The 22,502-nt window shown below is 63.4% G+C and carries 18 protein-coding genes; 6 read left to right on the top strand and 12 right to left on the bottom strand.

Going from position 1 to position 22,502, the window contains the following annotated elements; genetic code table 11:
- Positions 1 to 113: 113 nt before the first annotated feature.
- From MIC97_RS06325 to rpsU, 7 genes are all read right to left on the bottom strand, one after another.
- Complete coding sequence (locus MIC97_RS06325) at positions 114 to 1,793, bottom strand: formate--tetrahydrofolate ligase (protein ID WP_239799323.1); 1,680 nt, start codon at positions 1,791 to 1,793, stop codon at positions 114 to 116.
- A gap of 175 nt (positions 1,794 to 1,968) precedes the next feature.
- On the bottom strand, positions 1,969 to 3,102 hold the full coding sequence (locus MIC97_RS06320) for a DUF2333 family protein (protein WP_239799322.1): 1,134 nt from the start codon (positions 3,100 to 3,102) through the stop codon (positions 1,969 to 1,971).
- Between the two features lie 21 nt (positions 3,103 to 3,123).
- Positions 3,124 to 4,422, bottom strand: a complete 1,299-nt coding sequence (locus MIC97_RS06315) for a DUF6638 family protein (RefSeq protein WP_239799321.1) — start codon at positions 4,420 to 4,422, stop codon at positions 3,124 to 3,126.
- A 36-nt stretch (positions 4,423 to 4,458) separates the two neighbouring features.
- On the bottom strand, positions 4,459 to 6,372 hold the full coding sequence (locus MIC97_RS06310; RefSeq protein ID WP_239799320.1) for an ATP-binding protein: 1,914 nt from the start codon (positions 6,370 to 6,372) through the stop codon (positions 4,459 to 4,461).
- Positions 6,373 to 6,393: 21 nt separating this feature from the next.
- Entirely contained in the window at positions 6,394 to 7,539 is a 1,146-nt protein-coding gene (locus MIC97_RS06305; RefSeq protein ID WP_239799319.1) for a hypothetical protein, read from the bottom strand.
- Between the two features lie 31 nt (positions 7,540 to 7,570).
- Entirely contained in the window at positions 7,571 to 8,659 is a 1,089-nt protein-coding gene (locus MIC97_RS06300; protein ID WP_239801049.1) for a hypothetical protein, read from the bottom strand.
- 297 nt (positions 8,660 to 8,956) lie between these two features.
- Positions 8,957 to 9,229: a 30S ribosomal protein S21 gene (gene rpsU, locus MIC97_RS06295; protein ID WP_183832648.1), complete on the bottom strand. Its 273-nt coding sequence runs from the start codon at positions 9,227 to 9,229 to the stop codon at positions 8,957 to 8,959.
- Between the two features lie 334 nt (positions 9,230 to 9,563).
- Between rpsU and MIC97_RS06290 the strand changes: the two genes are divergently transcribed.
- The 3 genes from MIC97_RS06290 to choV all read left to right on the top strand — a co-directional run bounded on the left by MIC97_RS06290 (position 9,564) and on the right by choV (position 12,633).
- Complete coding sequence (locus MIC97_RS06290) at positions 9,564 to 10,508, top strand: choline ABC transporter substrate-binding protein (RefSeq protein ID WP_239799318.1); 945 nt, start codon at positions 9,564 to 9,566, stop codon at positions 10,506 to 10,508.
- A gap of 92 nt (positions 10,509 to 10,600) precedes the next feature.
- Positions 10,601 to 11,455: a choline ABC transporter permease subunit gene (gene choW / locus MIC97_RS06285; protein ID WP_239799317.1), complete on the top strand. Its 855-nt coding sequence runs from the start codon at positions 10,601 to 10,603 to the stop codon at positions 11,453 to 11,455.
- Entirely contained in the window at positions 11,452 to 12,633 is a 1,182-nt protein-coding gene (gene choV / locus MIC97_RS06280) for a choline ABC transporter ATP-binding protein (protein WP_239799316.1), read from the top strand. The genes choW and choV overlap by 4 nt, the downstream gene beginning before the upstream one ends.
- 95 nt (positions 12,634 to 12,728) lie before the next feature.
- Here the strand turns inward: choV and MIC97_RS06275 are convergent, their stop codons facing one another.
- From MIC97_RS06275 to MIC97_RS06260, 4 genes are read right to left on the bottom strand one after another with little or no spacing between them, the layout of a single operon-like run.
- Entirely contained in the window at positions 12,729 to 14,807 is a 2,079-nt protein-coding gene (locus MIC97_RS06275; protein WP_239799315.1) for a hypothetical protein, read from the bottom strand.
- A 4-nt stretch (positions 14,808 to 14,811) separates the two neighbouring features.
- The gene (locus MIC97_RS06270) at positions 14,812 to 17,634 is read right to left on the bottom strand and encodes a DUF4159 domain-containing protein (protein ID WP_239799314.1); all 2,823 of its coding nucleotides are present in this window, start codon (positions 17,632 to 17,634) and stop codon (positions 14,812 to 14,814) included.
- A complete protein-coding gene (locus MIC97_RS06265; RefSeq protein WP_239799313.1) occupies positions 17,631 to 18,563 on the bottom strand; it encodes a DUF58 domain-containing protein in 933 nt (310 codons plus the stop codon). Before MIC97_RS06265 ends, MIC97_RS06270 begins: the two co-directional genes overlap by 4 nt.
- On the bottom strand, positions 18,563 to 19,567 hold the full coding sequence (locus MIC97_RS06260; RefSeq protein ID WP_239799312.1) for a MoxR family ATPase: 1,005 nt from the start codon (positions 19,565 to 19,567) through the stop codon (positions 18,563 to 18,565). Before MIC97_RS06260 ends, MIC97_RS06265 begins: the two co-directional genes overlap by 1 nt.
- Before the next feature lie 145 nt (positions 19,568 to 19,712).
- Here MIC97_RS06260 and MIC97_RS06255 point away from each other — a divergent pair, with 145 nt between their 5' ends.
- From MIC97_RS06255 to MIC97_RS06245, 3 genes are read left to right on the top strand one after another with little or no spacing between them, the layout of a single operon-like run.
- A complete protein-coding gene (locus MIC97_RS06255; protein WP_239801048.1) occupies positions 19,713 to 20,342 on the top strand; it encodes a DUF1285 domain-containing protein in 630 nt (209 codons plus the stop codon).
- A gap of 44 nt (positions 20,343 to 20,386) precedes the next feature.
- Positions 20,387 to 20,980 (top strand): CoA pyrophosphatase, encoded by a 594-nt coding sequence (locus MIC97_RS06250; protein ID WP_239799311.1) that lies wholly within the window; start codon positions 20,387 to 20,389, stop codon positions 20,978 to 20,980.
- The gene (locus tag MIC97_RS06245) at positions 20,977 to 22,251 is read left to right on the top strand and encodes a CCA tRNA nucleotidyltransferase (protein WP_239799310.1); all 1,275 of its coding nucleotides are present in this window, start codon (positions 20,977 to 20,979) and stop codon (positions 22,249 to 22,251) included. The genes MIC97_RS06250 and MIC97_RS06245 overlap by 4 nt, the downstream gene beginning before the upstream one ends.
- On the opposite strand, the gene MIC97_RS06240 is transcribed toward MIC97_RS06245, so the two are convergent.
- On the bottom strand, positions 22,235 to 22,420 hold the full coding sequence (locus tag MIC97_RS06240) for a DUF1059 domain-containing protein (protein ID WP_239799309.1): 186 nt from the start codon (positions 22,418 to 22,420) through the stop codon (positions 22,235 to 22,237). The genes MIC97_RS06245 and MIC97_RS06240 overlap by 17 nt on opposite strands.
- Positions 22,421 to 22,502: the final 82 nt, after the last annotated feature.

Below are 22,502 nucleotides of genomic sequence, written 5' to 3'. Positions count from 1 at the left end.
GAACGCATATTCATGGGCACTTCAATAGCCGCCTTCGGCAAGGGCGGCAAGCTGTTTTGATGTTGTCCGGAACATGAACCTGCGAGGGCGGAATCGGGGAATCTTCTCCGCTCTCAGCTGAGCCCTTCGATATCGCCATTGTCGTTGAGATAGATGTTCTCGGATGATGGCTTTGAGGGCAGGCCGGGCATGGTCATGATCTCGCCGCAGATGGCCACGACGAAGCCGGCGCCGGCCGAGAGGCGAACCTCGCGCACCGGAACGCTGTGGCCCGTCGGCGCACCGCGCAGGTTCGGATCGGTCGAGAACGAATACTGCGTCTTGGCCATGCACACCGGCAGATGGCCGTAGCCCTGCGCCTCCCACTGCTTCAGCTGATCGCGCACGCTCTTGTCGGCGGTCGCCTCCGAGCCGCGATAGATGCGCTTGACGATGGTGTCGATCTTGTCGAACAGCCCAAGCTCGTCGGGATAGAGCGGCGCGAACTGCGCCGCGCCCGATTCAGCAAGCTGAACCACCTTGTGCGCCAGCTCCTCGATGCCGGCCGAGCCCTGTGCCCAGTGCCGGCACAGGATCGCCTCCTCGCCCATCGAGGCGACATAATCCTTCACCGCCTGGATCTCGGCCTCGGTGTCGGAATGGAAATGGTTGATGCCCACCACCGCCGGCACCCCGAACTGCTTCACGTTCTCGATGTGGCGGCCGAGATTGGCGCAGCCCTTCTTCACCGCCTCGACATTCTCCGCGCCGAGGTCTTCCTTCTTCACCCCGCCATTCATCTTCAGCGCCCGCACAGTGGCCACGATCACGGCGGCCGCCGGCTTCAGGCCGGCCTTGCGGCACTTGATGTCGAAGAACTTCTCTGCGCCGAGATCGGCGCCGAAGCCGGCCTCCGTCACCACATAGTCGGCGAGCTTCAGTGCGGTGGAGGTCGCCATCACCGAGTTGCAGCCATGGGCGATGTTGGCGAAGGGGCCGCCATGCACGAAGGCGGGGTTGTTCTCCAGCGTCTGCACCAGATTGGGCTGGATGGCATCCTTGAGCAGCACCGCCATCGGCCGGTGCGCCTTGAGGTCACGGGCGAAGACCGGGGTCTTGTCACGGCGGTAGGCGATGATGATGTCGCCCAGCCGCTGTTCCAGATCCTTCAGGTCGCGCGCCAGGCACAGGATGGCCATGACTTCCGAGGCCACGGTGATGTCGAAGCCGGCCTCGCGCGGATAGCCGTTGGCCACGCCCCCCAGCGACACCACGATCTGGCGCAGCGCCCGGTCGTTCATGTCCATGACGCGCCGCCAGGCGACGCGGCGGGTGTCGATGGCAAGCTCGTTGCCCCAGTAGATGTGGTTGTCAATCAGCGCCGACAGAAGGTTGTGGGCTGAGGTGATGGCGTGGAAGTCGCCGGTGAAGTGCAGGTTCATGTCGTCCATCGGCACGACCTGCGCATAGCCGCCGCCGGCGGCCCCGCCCTTCATGCCGAAGTTCGGACCCAGCGATGCCTCGCGGATGCACACCACCGCCTTCTTGCCGATGCGATTGAGCCCGTCGCCCAGACCCACCGTGGTCGTGGTCTTGCCTTCGCCGGCCGGCGTCGGGTTGATCGCCGTCACGAGGATCAGCCTGCCGTTCTCCTTATCCTGCACCGACTTGATGAACGAAGCCGAGACCTTCGCCTTGTCGTGCCCATAGGGAAGAAGATCGTCAGACGGTATCCCGATCTTCGCACCAACCTCCTGGATCGGCTTCTTCGACGCTCCACGCGCAATCTCAATGTCGCTTTTAACTTCGGCCATGGATGCGTTCCCTCTTAGATGGGCTGTCCGGAACAGCGATAAAACCTGCGGGGAATGGCCGGTGCCATTCCAAAACAGGCGCAAGATGATGAGAAAGCGACAGGGATCGCCTGCCGCATCTGTCCTGGATCACCGGAATAACCGAAAACCAGATTCCACTTTTCGGTCCGAGGCTCTAGCGATCCAGAATGGAGCGAAGTTCCACGATGTTGGAACGCACCTGCAACAGGTTGAAGCCCATCGTCGCCAGATGAGAGGGGAAGAAGGCGCTGGACTCGTTGCCGTTGGAGATGATCCATGGCTGAACGTTGAGCGAAGCGCGCAACTGGCCCTCCATGCGGGTCCACAGCGTGGTGAGATTGCGCTCGGCAATGACCGATGCAAAGTCTGAGCGGGCCGCAACCAGAACGCCGTAATACGCATAAAGCTGGCCATAGGCGAACCAGAAGCGGTCATCGGCGCGCACATCAAACCAGCCGGCATCCGATGCTTCGATGCGCTGGCGCAAAATGTCCGAGGTCGAGCCGATGTCGCCGGCGATGCGGTCGAGGAACTGCATCAGATTGTCGGCGCGGGCATCGAAGGTCGACTGGCATTTTTGAAGGCTGGTGTTGAAATCGCGCAGATTGGTGATGGCCTCGCGATAGAGGCTGGGGGTCGGGCGGGTCGGACCACGCCAGCCGATGTACCAGGCGGTTTCGCTCCATGCGAGGTTCGTGCGGGCATTCTGCAGATTCTGGTCGATCTGCGAGGTGCCGCGCACGCGGCCAAGCGTGTCGACCAGCTCGGTGGTGGTGCGGCGCATCACCTGATTGATGCCGAGCTGGAAGGCCGCCTTGTTGTCAAAGAACGGCGTGTTTTTCCATTCGATGCCGAACAGGCCGATCTTGGACAGAACCATGGAGGAAATCCAGGGGTTCTGGTTGACGTTGAAGTCGATCAGATCGGCCGAGGTGAGGGCAATCGCCGATGGCTTGCAGGTCGGTTGCGGCTCGCCACCGACAGTTGCCGAAATCGCGGCCGGCGTAACCGGATCGCCGGCTCCGGCGGTGCCTCGGGCATCGACGAGAGCTGCCGGATAGTCCGGATCGAAATTGGTCCAGAACTGGGTGACGTAGAAGAAATAGCCATACATGGCCACGATGACGGCAAGCACGCCGCCGACAACGGCCTTCAGGATCAGGCCGCGTTGCAGATACCAGCGCCCGAGCCACATGAACGGCCACAGGATGATGCCGATCACGAAGCCGACGCCACGTCCGATCCAATGAAATATCCGGGTGATGAAGTTCACGATCGGATCAAGCATGGCATTCTACCCCGCTGCGGTTCAGTCAGTCAGACCGTAGAGGCGGGCACGAAATGCCCGCTTGTCCTTCAGATATGCGGTTTTCAGGACATCCACAACATGAGCCCGCCAGTTCTGGCTGTAGGTCTCATACTCGGTGTAAAAGCCCTGCTTGTTGAAGACGTAGCGCGAGACGAAATCCTGCGGCACGAAGTCTGAAATCAGCCTGTTCGTCAGCCACGCATCGGGATGGTCTGGCCGGGCCCGAACCACAAGGAAGCGCTGCCGGGGAGGCACCTCGTCGATGCGCAGCTGGCCAAGCTGGCGGATTTCACGCTTGGCGGCATTCAGGAACGGAAAATTTCCGTCGCTGTTGATGCGTGCAGCATTGTTGTGGATCCATGTCTGAAGCCAGATCTTGTCGACTTCGGACAGGTTCCGCTCCGGTTCCGCATCGCGGATCAGGCTGCGCACCACCATTTCGGCGCGATGTTCGAGATAGCCGGAAGCCTCTATCCATGAAGCGCGCGGCAGTTCGAGGCGTCCGGTTTCGGCAAGAAAGCGGAACACGCGATCTGCGTCGAAGATCGAGATATAGCTGACCTGCCATGGGCGCGAGCGCCGGAAACCGGGCGCTGACGGATCGCAGATGACAGTGGTCACATCGGAATCGATGAAAACATAAAGCCCGCCGAAATGGCTGGTCCAGTAGGCGTTGTGGCGAAAGATCACCTGATCGGGAACCAGCGCGTTCTCACGGATGTCGCCGCAGATGCGCGCCAGCTCCACCATCCGTTGCAGCATGGCGTCGTCGCGCCACGCATCGGGCTCCTGCTTCAGGCGGTCGACAAGCGTGCCGAGTTCGGCCGCCTTGCCGAGAACGTCTTCTGCCGACAGCACCCGGAATTCGACCTGGCTGATCGACAGCAGATCCTCGATGTCCTCGACGGTCGAAACCGAATCGTCGATCTCCCCATAGATCACATCCTTGATGGTCAGCGCGTTGATGGCTCGCTGGTTGCGGGTCATGAACTCGAACATCAGTTGCGATGTGTTTGAAAAGGCTGTGTGAACCACCGGCAGGTCGATCTGCGCCGGGGTGAGGATGATGAAGCGCCGGTTGACGCCGTTGGGATCGAGATAGGACAGGTCGCCCAGTTCCTCCGCGACCTGCGGCGAGAAGCCGGTGCGGTCGATCTCGAAGGCCTGCAGGTCGGTGGGCGACAGGCCGAACGCCTTGAGCGCCTTGTTGTAGCGCTCGATCAGATGCGGTTCGTCCACCGTGAGGAGGCGGCCGTAAATGAGGGCACTGTCGCGCAGCAGGGGAAACCGGGACGGCATCAGGCAGCCGCCTTCCAAAGATGTGAAGGATGAGCCTCAGGCATTCCACAGCCCCTGCTTCTTCAGTTCCTCCATTTCGCGGGCGGCGCGTTCGCGCAGGCGGGCATCGCGCAGGAGTTTCTCCACCGCGGCATCGTCGGACTTGTCGGCATAGCGGAATTCGGAATCGGCGTAGCGGTTGATCTCCTGCATCACCATGTCCATCGAGAACGGCCCGCGCAGTTCCTCGATCATGGCCTTCTTGTCGTCGTAGGATTTGTGCATGAAGGTTTCGGGCTTTTCGAACCATTCATCCGGCAGTTCGATGTCCATGGCGCGCATCTTGATGGCGTCGGTGACGTTCTTGATGGCACGGCCGGTGAAGCGGGGCTCCGCCTCCTTGATGCGGTGCAGATAGGCGCCGATGTCGGCCAGCGTCTTCGGTTCGCCGTTCTCCTTCACATAGCGCTCATAGACCCGCGCAAGCCCGTCTTCCTGTGGCCGGGCATGGCTCTCATAGGCTTCCGAAACCGCGCGCTGGATTTCCTGCGCGGCGTAAAGCTGGTGATCGCCAAGCGGGATTTTATGATTCTTTCCAGCGAGTAGCACGAAGATGTCAATGTAGTCCTCACGCGTCTGCGGCCCGTCCACCAGCCAGCGCGCACCGGCCCGCTGGCGCAGCGCGTCGTCGACATTCTCGGGATAGTTGGAAAACATGCCGAAGGCGCAATTGCCGCGCACGATCGTCGCCGCGCCGGCGAAGGCGTCCATCAGCACGCCGGTGATTTCCTGCTGGCCGGCCGAGGCGCGGTCGTCGGAGCGCTTTGCCGCCACCTGGTCGATGTCGTCGATGGTGCCGAAGCCGATGGCGCGCGGGTTGAGCACGTTGGTGATGAACTGGCGGCAGTTCTGGCCCGACTTGCCCTGATAGGACGAGATCTGGTCGACGCCGAAATTCTCGTAGACGAAGGGGTAGCCGGCGATCTGGCAATAATCGTTGACGAGGCCGGCGATCATCTGGATCAGGGTCGTCTTGCCGGTGCCGGGCGCGCCGTCGCCGATGAAGGTGAACAGGAAGCCGCCGAGTTCGACGAAAGGATTGAGTTCGCGATCGAAGTCATAGGCCATCAGCATCTTCGCGAGCTTGACCGACTGGTATTTGGCGATGTGGTTGCCGACCACTTCCTCCGGCTTTTTAAAGCTCATGACCAGCGGCTTGCTGCGCTTGCCGGGCGCCACGTCGAAGCCGTCGAGGGTGAAGTCGTCGGCGTCGATGCGGATATGGCTGTTCTCGAAAGGCCCGAGGGCACCGTCCAGCCGGGTCTTGCGCTGCAGCAGGCCGTCGATGGCCGCGCGCGCGAAAGAGCGGGCACGGGTCATCAGGTCGGCATCGTCCTTCGCGCCTGCGAGCGCCCTGTCGAGACCGGAAACGATCGACTTTACCGCATCCTGCGGGGTATCGAACAGGAAGTCGGGTTCGGCGATGTCGTTCGGTGCCTCGCCGTCGCTGTCGATCAGCTGGTAGAGATAGGCGGCGAAGCCGAAAGCGGCGATATAGGCGGAGGAGGACAAAAGCTTCCTGAAGCGCGCGGCTTCGTCGCCCTGCAGGGGCGAGCGGGCATTCTGCGCTTGCAGAGCTTCGAGGTCGGTGCCTTGCGCAAACACTTCGGCAATGGCCAGCGCCACGGCAATGCCGCGCCGGGCGCGGTAGAGCAGGGTGTGCTGGGGAATGGACAGCAACTGATCGTCGGGATGGACCGCGCCGACGGTCTTTGTCAGTTCTACCTCGCGCGTGCGGCGCACCGAGCCCGTTGAAACGGTGGAGACGAAGCGGCGATTGGTGCCGGCCAGCGCCGTGCCAGCCTCGCGGGAAGGGTCCTCCAGCACGACGATGCGCGTGATGAAGCTCTGCGCCGTGGCACGGTGCTTCTCTATCGAAGCTTCGGGAATGGTGGTCAGGCCGGTGTCCATGGAGCCTCCGCTTGGCTGATTTCAGACATCGCTGATCACCTGTCCGTTGGACAGGATATGGACCTTGTAGCCCGCGAAAATCTTCTGTGTCTCGCCGGCTGCATAGAGGGCCTGATAGGCCTCGTGCGGCACCAGCGCATGGTTTTCGTAAGCCGATACGCCCTGCCGCGTGGCTTCGAGATCGTCGGTGTCGATGTGGAATTCCTGCGTCGTCTTGGAGCTGGAGAACAGCCCGCGACGGCCGGGCTTCTCGCCCCTGGAAAACACTTCCTGCACGGTCCACGTCAGCAGCCAGGCGTTTTCCGGCTTGCGTACCCGCTCCAGCACCTCGTTGACGACCGAGTTGTTCTCGGTGATGCCGGCCGAATAGAACGGCCCCAGCACCACGCGCCGCAACTGCTTGGGGTGCAGCGTCTCGAAATCCTTGTCGAGATTGCTGGCGATGGTGATCGGCGACAGCGAATAGGCCGAATTGCGCCCGGTGAAGTCGTCGAACCTGTGCGCCAGTTCCGGGTTGAGCAGGCCGTCGACGGGCAGGGGGATTTCCACCTTCGTGTTCAGCTTGCGGTCGTTGTCGACGAGCTGGCGCACGATGGTTTCGGACGAATCCTCCACCGTCGCCATATAAACCAGCGGCAGGTTGGCGGTGCCGTCGAAGCTGGCCCAGTGGACGAGATAGTAAGGCAGGCCCGATTTCGGGTTGACCGAAACCTTGACGGTCTGGGCGAGCGAGAAGGGGCCGAAGGTTTCCTCATCCCCGACGCCTTCGAGATAGAGGCGCTCGGCCATGGAGCGCTGAAGCGCTGCGGGAAATTCCTTGTTGCGCAGGATGAAATCGGCCATTTCCCGCCGCAGCTCATCGGCCTGCGGGATGGTGGCGAGGCGCGCCTCGGCCTGCTTGCGGTCGTTTTCCAGCTCCAGCACGTTCTGGAAGACCGGGAAACCGCTTTCGGCGCGCGAGATGCGGAAGCTGTCCTGAAAGTCCAGCCGGTTGCGCCAGCAGGAAAAGGATTTTTCCAGCCGCGAAATATATTCGGCAACGATGGAAGCGACGATGTCGTGGCGGTAGAGCGGCGAGCGGTCGTCGCGCAGGAACACTTCCAGCCCGTTCAGCGCCGCCGCAATGGAGGAGAAATAGCGCTCTGCGGCATCGGATTCGGCGTTCATGTAAGGCTCTGTTCTATGCCTTCACCCCGGCCTATGCCTTCACATAGTCCGCGGCATTGTGCTTGCGCAGCACGTCGTCGAAGCGGCGCGCGAAGGCGTCGTCGGCCAGCTTCTTGCGGCGCTGGATGTCGCCTGTCGCCACCATGTTCTTCTCGTGCAGTTCGAGCAGGTCGCCGATGTGCTTCTGCGCGGCCGCACCGATGCCGGCCATTGTCTCTTCCGCCGTGGTGTCGACACGCGAGCCCAGCGTGTTGATCTTGTGGGCGACGTCCTGCTGGGCGGCGGTCTTCAGCGAATCCTCCAGCGCCTTGTAGAGCACGATGCGCTGCTCGGTATCGATGGTCAGCTTGTTGATGAGCGTCGATTGCGCGGCGATCTGGTTGTTGAGCGAATCCACGAAGGTCTGGAACATGGACGTATAGCGTTCCAGCGTCTGGCTCTCGGCCAGCAGTTCCTGCTCCTTCGCCTGCCTCTCATTGTATTCGGTGGCCAGCTTCGAGCGTTCGCCTTCCAGCTCCGTGCGTTCGCTCTGGCTGGTGGACGCGGCGATGCGGTTTTCGATGTCGAGCAGCAGCGGGTTCAGTTCCTCGATGCGCTTTTGCGTGGCGGTGAGGTTCTCGATGGTCGCCTTGCGGCGCTCGATCACCGTGGAAAGGCTCGCCTCAGAGGTCTTGTAGCGCTGGTCGAGCACGTCCTTCTGCGCCTTGAGGATGCCGACGATGGTGTCGGACTTTGTCAGCAGTTCCTGAAGGTTGCCGGCGAGCGACATGTTGCGCACACGCTCGGAACGAAGCCGCTGCTGGCGCTGACGCGAGAAGATGCCGATGAACTTTTCCCATGCCGAATAGTTCTTCATGCTCTCGAACTCGGTGCCGAAGACGTTGGTGGCGTCCTCCAGCCCGATGATGAGATCGGCAATGTTCGCTTCCATCACCTTCTGCTGATTCAGAACGTCCTGAATGCGGGCGTTCTCGATGTCGAAATTGGCGTCGCCGATGGTCTTGTCGGCCTTGGCCAAAGTTTCCAGCACGGAACCGGACTGCTCGATGCGCGAGCGCATGTCCTCGACGGCCTGCTTGGTCTTCGCAATTTCGGCGTCGAAATTCTGCAGCGTCGCCATCGGGTTCTCCACGGTTCGGGACAGGTTCGCATTCTGCGAGCGGCGAATATAGGCAGGCCCCAGCTTCATGGAAAGGCGCAAGCGATATGCGTCAACGGAAAAACGCAGCATTGGCGCGCGTATCGGGTGCTGCGGAAACGAAAACGCCCGCCTGCGGCATGCGCAAGGCGGGCGAAAAACGAACAGGACCAAAGCATGTCGCTATCTTTCAGGATAGCTCCTTACGCCTCAGGTTCTTGTTTTACGCATGTCGTTGTTCCGAAACCGGTTCCCGTTTTCGGGCGACATGTCCTAAGCTCAGGAAGCGGCGGGTGCCGCCGGCCGTGCCGGACGAGCCGGCATGCGCGGCTTCTTCACCGGCCCGGCAATCAGTCCCTCACGAATGGCAAGCTTGCGAGCTGCCTTGCGCGTCCGGCGGACGGCTTCAGCCTTTTCACGGCCGCGGCGCTCGGAAGGCTTCTCATAGGCGCGGCGCGCCTTCATTTCGCGAAAGATGCCTTCGCGCTGCAATTTCTTCTTCAGGACCCGCAGAGCCTGATCGACATTGTTATCACGGACAAGTACCTGCAATGAACTTCCTTCTTTCTGTTGATGTGAAAACGGATGGGATACGAAACGGTCCAGCTGGCTCGGAGGCAGCGGAAAATCCCGGCGAATTGTCTCTATATAGGATAAAATCCGGAATTGTGTACTTTTTCGCCGGTTTATTATCGGTTGTGTGGAAAGTGCCTGCAAATGGCCATCGTTTCCAACGCCGCGCGCGATATGTCGTGGATCGGCAAGTCCGCGGCGCCTGAGAGATCGTGTCGCCGGTTGAAAGGAAATGAGAATAATGTTTGGCTTAAAACAACTCATAACCCCGCGGGCCTCCGGCACCGCCAAAGAGCCAGAATGGGAGAAAAAGATGCCCAGCTTCAAAACAATAGCCATGTCGCTCGTCTTCACGGCAGCGGCAGGCGGCGCAGCCTTCGCGGCCGAGCCGGCCAGTTGCAAGGCCGTTCGTTTCGCCGATGTCGGCTGGACCGACATCACCGCGACCACCGCAACGGCTTCGGTGATTCTGGAGGCGCTCGGCTATCAGCCTGACGTGCAGGTGCTTTCGGTGCCGGTGACTTATGCCTCGCTCAGCGCAAAGGACATCGACGTCTTCCTCGGCAACTGGATGCCGACGATGGAAGCCGACATCAAGCCTTATCAGGAAAACGGCACGGTCGACACCGTGGTGACCAATCTGGAAGGGGCGAAGTACACGCTGGCCGTGCCGGCCTACACCTATGAAGCGGGGCTGAAGAGCTTTCAGGATATCGTGAAGTTCAAGGACAAGCTCGGCAACAAGATTTACGGCATCGAGGCCGGCAACGACGGCAACCGCGTCGTGCTCGACATGATTTCCGCGAACAAGTTCGATACCGCGGGTTTCGAGCTGGTGGAAAGCTCCGAGGCCGGCATGCTGGCCGCCGTGCAGAAGGCCGTGGGCTCGAAGCAGGATATCGTGTTCCTCGGCTGGGAACCGCATCCCATGAACGCGAACATCGACATGAAGTATCTTGAGGGCGGCGACGACGTGTTCGGCCCCAATTACGGTGGTGCCACGGTGCTCACCAATGTGCGCGCCGGCTACACCACCGAATGCCCGAACATGGGGGCGTTGCTGAAGAACCTCGTCTTCTCCCTGCCGATGGAGAACGAGATCATGGGCGCGATCCTGAACGACAACGCCGAGCCGAAGGCAGCCGCCACGGCCTGGCTGAAAGCCAATCCCGATGCCATCACGCCGTGGCTGCAGGGCGTGACTGCCTTCGACGGTGGTGATGCAAATGCGGCCGTGAAATCGGCACTCGGCCTTTGACGATCCGCTGATAACGGAATTGACGCAAGCGGTGGCGGCTGCAACGGCCGGCCACCGTTGACGCAACAAAAAAACGAGGAGCGGGGAACAGAATGGATCCTGTCTCGGCGTTTATCGCCAGCTTCAAGATCCCGGTCGGACAGTGGGGAAGGTCGTTCTTCACCTTCCTGACCACCAATTTCGAGTGGCTGTTCGATGCGATCGCCGACGGGGTGACGTGGGTTCTCCAGAGCCTCATCGGCATGCTCCTGTGGTTCCCGCCGGTGGTCGTGGTGCTCTTGATCGCGGCACTAGCCTGGTGGCTGCAACGCTCCTGGAAACTGGCGCTCGCCGTGGCGCTGGGCTTCGGCTTCATCATCAATCAGGGGCTTTGGAAGGATACGGTCGAGACGCTGGTGCTGGTGGTCAGCGCGACTGCCGCCTCCATGGCCATCGGCGTGCCGATCGGCATCTGGGCCGCGCATAACGAACGCGGCTATCGCATCCTCCAGCCGATCCTCGACCTGATGCAGACGATGCCGACATTCGTCTATCTCATTCCGGTGCTCATCCTGTTCGGCCTCGGCATTGCGCCGGGGATGATCGTGACGGTGATCTTTGCATGTCCCGCTCCCATCCGCCTCACCCATCTCGGCATCACCTCCGTGCCCCGGCCGATGATCGAGGCGGGCGAGGCCTTCGGCGCCACGAAGCGCCAGCTTCTGTGGAAGGTGGAGCTTCCGGCGGCGCTTCCCACCATCATGGCCGGCCTTACCCAATGCATCATGCTGTCGTTGTCGATGGTGGTGATCGCGGCACTGATCGGCGCCAACGGGCTCGGCAAGCCTGTGGTGCGGGCGCTGAACTCGGTCAACATTCCGCTCGGGCTTGAAGCCGGCCTCGCCATCGTCATCGTGGCCATCATCCTAGACCGGATGAGCCGCGTCAGGGCAGGAGCCGCACGATGACGGTCGCCGTCGAATTCCGCAATGTCGACATCGTGTTCGGCAAGGACACCGCGCGCGCCCTCGACATGATCGATAAGGGAGCGACGCGGGACGAGGTGCTGGCCAGCACCGGGGCGGTGATTGGCTGCGCGGGCGCCAGCCTCGCGGTCAGCGAAGGCGACATATCCGTACTGATGGGCCTTTCGGGCTCCGGCAAATCCACGCTGCTGCGGGCCGTCAACCGCCTCAACGTCGTCAGCCGCGGCGAGGTTCTGGTGCGGGACGGCAACGACATGATCGATGTCGTCAACTGCAACGACGCGACGCTGCGCCATCTGCGCCAGAAAAAGGTCGCGATGGTGTTCCAGCAGTTCGGCCTGCTTCCATGGCGCACGGTGGAGGAGAATGTCGGCTTCGGGCTTGAGCTTGCCGGGGTGCCGGAAGCGGAGCGTCGCGAGCGCGTTGCTCGCCAGCTCAAGCTGGTCGGCCTCCAGCAATGGGCCGGCAAATATGCGCACGAGCTTTCAGGCGGAATGCAGCAGCGGGTCGGGCTTGCGCGCGCTTTCGCCACTGAAGCGCCGATCCTGCTGATGGACGAGCCGTTCTCGGCCCTCGATCCGCTCATCCGCACCAAGTTGCAGGATGAATTGCTCCAGCTCCAGAGCGAGCTGAAGAAGACGATCATCTTCGTCTCGCACGATCTGGAAGAGGCGCTGAAGATCGGCACCACCATCACCATCATGGAGGGTGGCCACATCATCCAGACAGGCACGCCCGAGGATATCGTGCTGAAACCGCAGAACGACTATGTGCGCGACTTCATCGCGAACGTGAATCCGCTGTCGGTGCTGACGGCGTGGAACGTCATGCGCATGAAGCACGAGCTGGATCACGACGCCGACGGATGGGTGTGGCTCGACCGCCGTGCCACGACGCGCTTCAGGCTTGATGCCAACGATCTTGTCGTTGCCGCCGAACGCAACGGCCAGCCGGCGGACTGGGTGTCCTGCGAAGATGTGGAAAAGCTGCCGGAAGATTGCTCGCAGGTGTTCTGGGCGACACCCGGAACGCCGCTGAAGACGGTGATGCTGGCCATGCAGCGTTCGCAGACGGCCCCGGTCGCCCTGTTCGACGACCAGTCGCGCTTCGTGGGTTCGATCGGCATCCGCGATGTGCTGACGGCGGTTCTCAGGCGGTAAAGCATTTTGCAGTCAGACGGTATCGTCTGACGTCGCACAGACGCGGCCTGCTTCTCCAGCGCCACGAAAGCGCTTGTCACTTCGCCCGTTCGGGATCAGCGCCCTTCGCGATACCACATGCCGCCAAGCGCCAGCAGAAGCAGGCCGAGGCCGAGGAAACCGCCGAACAGGGGTACGCTGCTCACGGATTTCAGCACGCTGTCTTCCGTGTTGCGCAGGCCGATCCAGTCATTGCCGAACGCCTGTGCTGAAGGGCGCACGGGCACCACCGAAGGCAGGTCGACGCCCGCCGGATCGGAGCCCGCCAGACGGCGCACGCTGCCGCCGACCGCTTCGGCCACCGGTTTCAGCTTGTCAGGCGTTGAGAGCACATCGGTAAATTCCGGCGAATTCACCGGCCCGACATGGGCAAGAGTGGAGAGATCGCCATTGGCGACCTGATAGAGGCCGATCTCGTCGGTCTCGAGGCTGCCGGTGAAAATGCCTGGTTCGGACTGGGAAAGCCGCACATCGACCGTCTTGCCCGATGGGGTCGTCACCTGCACGGGGCCGGGATCCTCGCTCATCGTCTGGCGGCGGATGTCCAGCACCATGCCGCGGCCATCGGCCGTCAGCCTTTCCTCCTCGAGCTCGGGCTCCTTCATCAGCCAGTGGGCAAGGCGCCGGTAAAGCTGGACATGCGGACCGCCGCCCTCGTAGCCGCGCGCCCACAGCCAGCCCTGATCGGACAAAAGCATGCCGACGCGGCCTTCGCCCTTGTGGTCGAGCAGGAGCAGGGGCTGCTCTTCCGCCCCCTTCATGACCACCTCGCCCTGCGGGTTTTCGATGCGCACGGTGCGGAACCAGCGGCCCCAGCGCGGCGGCTCGCTGGCCGAGCCGTCGAGCCCGCGCGTCACCGGATGGCGCTGGCCGAGCTCGGTCAGGCGCGGATAGAAAGCCTTGTCGATGACGTCCCCGGTCGGCATGGCGGGCAGGGCGGACATCAGCGGCGTGTTGGCGATGGTGCTGTAACCGGCATATTCGGGCCCGGCCGCGATCAGCAGGGCGCCGCCGTTTTCGACATATTCGGCGATGTAGTCGTAATAGAGGATCGGCAGCACGTCGCGGTGCTGGTAGCGGTCGAAGATGATGAGATCGAACTCGTTGATCTTCTCGACGAACAGCTCGCGCGTCGGAAACGCGATCAGCGACAATTCGTGGATCGGCGTCGCATCCTGCTTTTCCGGCGGGCGCAGAATGGTGAAGTGGACGAGATCCACCGACGCGTCCGACTTCAAGAGGTTGCGCCAGGTGCGCTCGCCCGCATGAGGTTCGCCCGATACCAGCAGCACGCGCAGGTTCTCGCGGATGCCGTCCACCAGCGCAATGGTGCGGTTGTTGGTGTCGGTGAGTTCGCCTTCCTCCACGGGGATGGACAGCTCGACGATGTTGCGGCCGGCATTGGGAACGATGATCTGCAGGGGCATTTCACGGCCGACCTGCGCCTGTGTGACGCCTGCCTGCCTGCCATTGATGGCGATGTTCACATCGACCGTTCCCTGGTTCCCGTCGGTGGCGAGGACCCGGTAGGTCATGTCGAGCGGCTTGCCGACGAGGCCGAAGCGCGGTGCCTTCTCGAAGCGGATGCGGCGATCCTTCTCGCCCTCATGGCCGGTGATCAGGGCATGGAGAGGCGCGTCGAAATCGGGCGCGATGGCGGGCACATCATGTACCTGACCGTCGGTGATCATCACGGCGCCGGCGATGCGGGAGTTGGGCACGTCGCGGAACGCGTTCTGCAACGCCGAGAAAAGCCGCGTTTCGGTGCGATCGCCGGCAGCAGTGTCGCTGCGGCCCGTCTCGACGACGCGCACATCGAACTGGCCGAAGCGGGCGAGGCGCTCCTTCATGCCGGCAAGGGCACCCTCGGCCTGCTGCTCGCGCTCGCCGATGGACTGGCTCTGGCTGCGGTCGACGACGAGTGCGACGACGCTTTGCAGGGGCTCGCGCTCCTCATCCAGCAGCACCGGGTTGAGCAGGGCGGCGGCGAGCGCAGCCAGCGCAATGGCGCGCATGACCGCACCGCGCTGGCGCAGGAACAGGCCGGCAAGCGCCAGCACGGCCAGAGGAATGAACACGGCCGCCAGAAGGGGCCATGAAAGCAGCGGTTCGAAGGAAAGCGACCAATTGTTCATGCGCTTACTGCCCCAGCCGTTCGAGCAGGATCGGCACATGCACCTGATCGGACTTGTAGTTGCCGGTCAGCATGTACATCATGATGTTGACCCCGCCGCGCAGCGCATAGACGCGCTGCATCGGATCGGGCGGGACGGTGGGAAACAGCGGCTCTCCACCGGCATCGGTCGCCCATGCGCCGGCAAGATCATTGGCGGTTATCAGGATGGGCGACACGCCGTCGCCGGTGCGCACGGGGCGGTTGTCGTCGTTGGAGGCGTCCAGCGAGGCTTCCACCCACATCGGGCTGCCGTTGAAGCGGCCGGGAAACTCCGGAACCATATAGAACGACTTGGTCAGCACATGGTCTGCGGGCACCGGCTCCAGTGGCGGTATGTTGAGGTTTCCGAGAATGTCGCGCAGACGCTGGGTTGCGGGACTTGCCGAGCCTTCGCCGAAGCCGCTCGAATACTGGTCGCGCGTATCGAACAGCACCGTTCCGCCCTGACGCATATAGGCGTCGATGCGTGCGATGGCCTCTTCGCCGGGCATCGGGGAGGCCGGATCGATCGGCCAGTAGATCAGCGGATAGAAGGCCAGTTCGTCCCTGGCGATATCCACGCCCGCCGGTTCTCCCGGCTCCATGGAGGTTTTCTCGATGAGAAAGCGGGTGAGACCCTGAAGCCCGGCGCGGCTGACCGCATCGACGCCTGACGTGCCGGTGATCACATAGGCGAGGCGGGTGGTCGAAATCGCCTCGATGGACGCGGCATCGTCCGGTTTTGCATCCTGCGCGGAAGCATTCTGGACGAGCAGGACAGAAAGGGAAGCGGCGAGCAGCAGAGACGCAGCAGCAGTGGTGGCGGCCGTATTGCGGCCCTTGCGCCGCCGCCCCAGAATGCCGCCCATCCATAGAACCGCCAGCGTGTCGAGCGCCATCAGCACAAGTGCGGCGGCAATGAAGGGACCTTTGAGAGGACTCGATTCATCGAAGGCATAGGCGATCTCCGTCACCGGAACCTGTGCCTGCGGCCGTGCGATCGGCTGCAGCCTGCTTTCGGAGGAAAGCAGATTGTGTGCCAGCACGCCAGCTTCCGAACCATAAAGGCCGGGCGGGTTCTCCATCGTCACCGCAGCGCCGGAGCCCGGCGTCAACGGCCGTGCCTCGGGAGAGGGAGGGACAAGGGCGCCATCGGCGGCGATCATGCGATAGGGCGCAAGTGCTGCCGGCGTGGCGTCGGCCGGCGTCTCGATGCTGCCCTGATTGCGCGAGAGCAGCACGACGCGCTGGAGCATTTCCACGAAGCTGCCGGAGATCGGCAGGTTCGACCATGTCGCGGTCGGCGCGATGTGGAAGAGCACGATGCTGCCCTTGCCGCGCTTCGCACCTGTCACCAGCGGCGTGCCATCGGCAAGGCTCGCCCATGTGCGATCGACGATATCCGCCGAAGGCTCGGCCAGCACCTGCCGGCTGACCGTCACGTCGCGCGGCGGGGTGAGATCGGCGAAGGGGCCGGAAGGGGGAAATTCCGTCACCGGCTGCGGCGTGGTCCACGAAAGCGCGCCGCCGAAGTTGCGCTCGCCGCCGCGCAGCCGCACGGGCAGCAGGTCGTCGTTGCCGGCATTGGCAAGCCGGGGACCGGCGAAACGCACCAGCGTGCCTCCGCCCTGAACCCAGTCGGCGAGCCTCGCCCGCGCCTGTTCGGGCATGGCGCCGACATCGGACAGGATGATCATGGCCGGCTTCTGGTCGAGAATCTGGGGAATGGCCTCGGCCAGATCGGGATTCGACGGCTCGATCAGATCGGCGAAGGGAGAAAGCGCGCGGCGGATATAGTAGAGCGGGGACAAAAGTGGCTGCGCCTGATCGGCTTCGGATTGCGAGATCAGCCCGACGCGGCGGCGTCTGGAGCTTTCGTCCAGAACCCGCACCGCGCCGGCGTGGCGTTCGCCGTCCAGCGCGACGGAGGCGAAGTCGTTGCGCAGTTCGAATGGCACGGTCATCGTCGCGGTGGCGGTGTCCTCGCCGGCACTGAAGGCGAGCACGGCATCGGCGATGCGGCGGCCCTTGTCGTCGAACGCGCCGGCGGTGAGACGGGCTGGCGCGGCATTGCCCGGTGCGCGGATCGCCGTCAGCGAGAAGCCGTCGACCTCGTTCTCCGTCGCCGTCAGCGCGATCGGCGCGATGCGTTCGGGTGCGGCCCATATGAGGCTTGCTGCCCCACGCGCCAGAAGTGCTGCGAAAGCCGGCCTGTCGTCCGGAGCTTCCAGGCCATCGCTGAGCACGGCGATGCCGGCACCCGGCATCGCAGCGAGTGCCTCGCCGACGCGGGCATAGACCGCCTGCCGGTCGGTCGGGATCGGTCGCGGCTTGGTCGCGCGCAGGCGATCGAGCGCGGCGTTGGCGTCGAAGGGGCCGATATCGGCATTCGGCTTTTCGGCGGTGAAGGCGAGTATCACCGGAATGTCGGACGTGCCGGCATCCGCGATAAGCCGCCGGGCGGTGGCAACGCGCTTGTCCCAGTCAGGTGCGGAGGCCCAGCCATTGTCGATGACCAGCGCGAGGCCGGCTCCGCGCGCAGGCGCTTCCTCGCGCGGATTGAGCACCGGGTCCGCCAGCGCCATGATGACGAGCGCGGCCATGAGGAGACGCAGAAGCGTCAGCCACCACGGGCTTTGCCGTGGTGTTTCCTCGCGCTTGAGCACGCGGGCAAGGATCTTCAGTGGCGGGAACAGCTCGGTCTGGGGTCTGGGCGGGGTAAAGCGCAGCAGCCACCAGATCACCGGCAGCGCCAGCAGCCCGAACAGCACCATTGGCGCTCCGAAGGAGAGCGGCAGCCAGCTCATGCCGATTGCCTCCCTGTTTTTGCCTGAGCATCAAAACCGCCGGCGGCGCTCAGCGCCGCATGGAGACGCACCAGCGCCTCGGAGGCAGGCCGATCGGTGTGGCTGACGGTGAAACTCCAGTCGTGGCGTCTGGCATGGGCGGCGAGCTCCTCGCGACGCGCCACATACAGGCGCCGATAATCGGCGGCCAGCGTCTCGGCCCGGCCTGCGGTCAGCTTGTCGCCGCTTTCGGGGTCGGTGAATTCCGTACGGCCCGAATAGGGGAAGGTTTCCTCGGCCGGATCGGCAATATCGATGAGATGGGCGCGCACGCCGTTGCGGGTCAACACGTCAAGCCAGCCGAGCGTGTCCTCGATCGGATCGAGGAAGTCGCTGATCAGGACCACATCGCTGAAGCGCCGGATCCCGGAGAGGTCAGGCCTGTCCGGCAGTGCTGACGCATGGGCGAGATGCGAGGCGATGCGCTCTGCGCCGTTGCGGGCGCTGAAGGGGTCGGTGAGGCCCGGCCAGCCGATGCGCTCGCCGCCGCGCGACAGGAGCTCCGCCGCGGCGAGCGCCAGAACCAGCGCGCGCGATTGCTTGGATACGGTGGCGAGCGTCGATTTGTAGAGCATGGAGGCCGACATGTCCGCCCACAGCCACACGGTGTGCGCGGCTTCCCATTCGCGGTCACGGAGATAGGTGTGGTCGTCGCGGGCGGAGCGGCGCCAGTCGATGCGGCTGACCGACTCGCCGTCCACATAGGGCCGGAACTGCCAGAAATTCTCGCCGATGCCGCGTTTGCGGCGGCCATGCCAGCCCGAAACCACCGTGTTGACGATACGGCGCGCCTCAATCAGCAGGTCCGGCACGAGGGCGGCCCGCTGGCGTGCCCTTGCCAGCGCCTCGCGCGCTTCGGCAGGAGCCTGAAACTCGCCGATCCTGGCCATCAGACCGCCTTTGCAAGCCTCGCCACGACATCGCGCACGCTCATGCCTTCGGCGCGTGCGGCAAAGGTCAGGGCCATGCGATGCTGAAGCACCGGCTCGGCCAGCGCCTTCACGTCATCGACGGAGGGAGCCAGACGCCCGTCATAGAGGGCGCGGGCGCGGGCGCACAATGTCAGCGCCTGACTGGCGCGGGGGCCGGGGCCCCACGCCACGTCGCGGTCGGTTTCGGCATCGCCCTGTCCGGGGCGCGCCGAGCGCACCAGCTTCAGGATCGCGTCGACAACGGTTTCCGGAACCGGCATGCGGCGGATGAGGGTCTGGATTTCCCGCAGCCGCTCCGGCGTGAGAATGTTGGCGGCGCGGACCTCGGACGTTCCCGTCGTTTCCAGAAGAATGCGGCGTTCGGCGTCCATATCCGGGTAGAGGATGTCGATCTGCATCAGGAAACGGTCGAGCTGGGCCTCGGGCAGGGGATAGGTGCCTTCCTGCTCCAGCGGGTTCTGGGTCGCCAGCACATGGAAGGGTGCGGGGAGGTCATAACGCTGCCCGGCAACGGTGACGTGGTATTCCTGCATGGATTGCAGAAGGGCCGACTGGGTGCGCGGCGAGGCGCGGTTGACCTCGTCGGCCATCAGCAGTTGCGCGAAGATGGGGCCGGGAATGAAGCGGAAGGAACGGCGGCCGTTCTCGTCCTGCTCCATCACCTCCGAACCCAGAATGTCGGAAGGCATGAGGTCCGGCGTGAACTGCACGCGGCGGGTATCGAGGCCAAGCACAATGCCCAGCGTTTCCACCAGCTTGGTCTTGGCAAGGCCCGGCACGCCGACCAGCAGTGCATGGCCGCCCGCCAGAAGCGCCACCAGGGTGCGCTCGACCACGCTTTCCTGACCGAAGATCACTCTGCCGACGCCGTCACGCACTGCCGAAATGTCGGCCAGAGCCTTTTCGGCCTGTGCGATCATGTCCTTTTCGCTGATCGGGCTTTCGGTGACGATGACGCTCATGGTGCCTCGGTCCTCTGGTTTCGGCCCTGCTTGCGGGCAATGGCCTGCCCACGATGCCGTGACTCGCAGCATTGCATAAAGACGTGAAGAGTCTAAATCACAGGCTAAGGCTGACAAGCGCGACAACAGTGACTATTTCGTGACCATGAGCGAACGCAAGCCAGAACAGGAACAAGGCCTCCAGTCCGCCGCAGATGCCGGCGGACTGGAGGCGCTGATCGCCCGCGCGACCCGGTCCGGCAAGGGCCTGCCGCCTGTGGACAAGTGGAATCCGGATTTCTGCGGCGATCTCGATATGGAGATTCGCGCTGACGGAACGTGGTTCTATCTCGGCACGCCGATCGGGCGCCCCGCGCTTGTGCGGCTCTTCTCCACCGTGCTGCGCAAGGACGAAGATGGCCGCACCTATCTGGTGACGCCGGTGGAAAAGGTCGGCATCCGCGTCGTCGATGCACCCTTCGTGGCCGTCGAGGCGGATGTGTCCCAGCGGGACGGGCGGCAGATCGTTACCTTCCGCACCAATGTCGGCGATGTCGTCGAGGCCGGCCCCGATAATCCGATGCGCTTTGTCGAGGAAGAAGAAACCGGCGGGCTGAAGCCTTACGTTCTGGTGCGGGGTCGGCTGGAAGCGCTGGTTTCGCGCCCGGTCATGTACCAGCTTGTCGAGTATGGCGAAGAGGTTGAGACACCGCAGGGCCCGATGTTCGCGCTGCGTTCCAATGGCGAGGTTTATCCGATCATGCCGGCCGCCCGGCTGAAACAGCTCAGCGGTTGATTGCCATGGCTCCGAAATCTCCGTTTTCGGCCGAAGGTTTTCGCATGCGCGCGCTTGCGCAGTCACCCGTACAAGCGCCGGGTCAGGTCTATGGCGATCATCGTTTCAATCCGGGCCATCCACGGCTCGCGCTGGAAACCATGCAGTTGCGGCCGGCAGCGGTGCTGATCCCGGTGGTGGACCATGGCGATGAAGCCACCGTGCTGCTCACCAAGCGCTCCGAGACGCTGCGCAATCATACCGGGCAGGTGGCATTTCCCGGCGGGCGCGTCGATGCCACCGATCCCACCCCGGAATACACGGCGCTGCGCGAGACGCAGGAGGAAATCGGTCTGCCAGACAAGTTCATCGACGTGGTGGGGCGGATGCCCGACTATGTGTCGGGCAGCGGTTATCTCATCTCGCCCGTGCTTTCGGTGGTGAAGCCCGGTTTCCGCCTCGATCTCAACCCGCAGGAGGTGGATACGGCCTTCGAGGTGCCGCTGCGCTTCCTCATGGACCCGGTCAACCATCGCCGCGACAGCCGCATGTGGAACGATCTCGAATGGTATTTCTACGAGATGCCCTATGACGGCCAGCGCATATGGGGTGTGACTGCCGGCATCATCCGCACCCTTTATGAAAGGCTCTATGCGTGAGCGACAAGGTAAGCATTGCCGGGCGCGGCGACTGGCTGGTGGATGAGCATCTGCAGCGCCTGCTGTCGGTTCTGAGCGAAGAGGGCGGGGAAGCCCGCATCGCGGGCGGCGCAGTGCGCAACGCATTGCTCGGCCAGCCCGTCGCCGATGTCGACATCGCGACGACCAACCTGCCGGCCGAGACCATGCGCCGCGCTAAGGAGGCAGGTTTCAAACCTGTCCCGACAGGCATTGACCATGGAACGATCACGGTGGTTGCCGGCGGGCGGCCGTTCGAGGTGACGACGCTGCGTGCCGATGTCGAGACGGACGGTCGCCATGCCCGCGTCGCCTTCGGGCGTGACTGGAAAGCGGATGCGGAGCGGCGCGATTTCACCATCAACGCACTCTACGCCGAAGCCGACGGCACGGTCATCGACTTCGTTGGCGGGCTGGCCGACATCGAGGCGCAGCGGCTGCGCTTCATCGGCGATCCGGAAGCGCGCATCCGCGAGGACTACCTGCGTATTCTGCGGTTTTTTCGCTTCTTCGCCTGGTATGGTGGCGGCAGGCCTGATGGTGAAGGTCTGAAAGCCTGCGCGCGCCTGAAGGAAGGTCTCGACCGGCTTTCGGCGGAACGCGTCTGGGCGGAACTGAAGAAGCTGCTTTGTGCGCCCGATCCGTCCCGGGCACTGTTGTGGATGCGCCAGTCCGGCGTGCTGTCGCGCATTCTTCCCGAAAGCGAGAAATGGGGCATCGACGGAATCCACGCGCTGGTGCGCGCCGAGGGCGATCTTGGCTGGCCGGTGGACGCCATGCTGCGGCTGGAAACGATGCTGCCGCCGGATGCGGCGCGCATGAAGGCTCTGGCAAAGCGGATGCGCATGTCACGGGCGGAAGCGGATCGTCTGGACAAGTGGGCGCTTGCACCCGCCGTCCGGCCCGGCACGACTGAAGGCGCGCTTGCCCGCGAGCTTTATGAGGGCGATGCGCAGGCCGTGGGCGACAGGCTAGCGATCGCCCTTTCAGCAGCGCGGGCCCGCGCTGCTGAAGACGACAAGGCGCTGTTGGAGGCTGGCGGCTATGCCCGGCAACTCGGCTTCGTGCGGAAATGGACGAGGCCGGAGTTCCCGCTCAAGGGCGCCGACCTGACGGCACTCGGCATCGCGCCCGGCCCAATCCTCGGAACACTGCTCAGACGGCTTGAGCAGGAGTGGATCGCAAGCGGTTTCATGCTCGGACGCGATGCGTTGCTGGAGCGCGCGACGGAAGAGATCAGGCCGCGTTCCTGATCTTCTCGATGCGCGAGCGTATGGCCTCGATCATCGTTTCACGAATGACGCTCTCGCCGTGTGTCTCACGCATGTGCTCGACGGCGCGGCGCATCACTTCCGCTTCCTCGTCTGCGCGGGTGTGCCATTCGCAGCCCGGGACGAGCGAACCACAGTGAAATTGCTTCATCGGTGTCTCCTTTCCTCGTCTTCAATGGAGTGCGAGCATAACACATCAGGCGCGAAGTCGATCCATAAGGTGATCAAATTTG

Source organism: Aquamicrobium sp. NLF2-7 (assembly GCF_022359935.1).
In the GTDB taxonomy this organism is placed as follows: Bacteria; Pseudomonadota; Alphaproteobacteria; order Rhizobiales; family Rhizobiaceae; genus Mesorhizobium; species Mesorhizobium lusatiense.
This window is presented reverse-complemented; position numbering and strand designations above follow the sequence as displayed.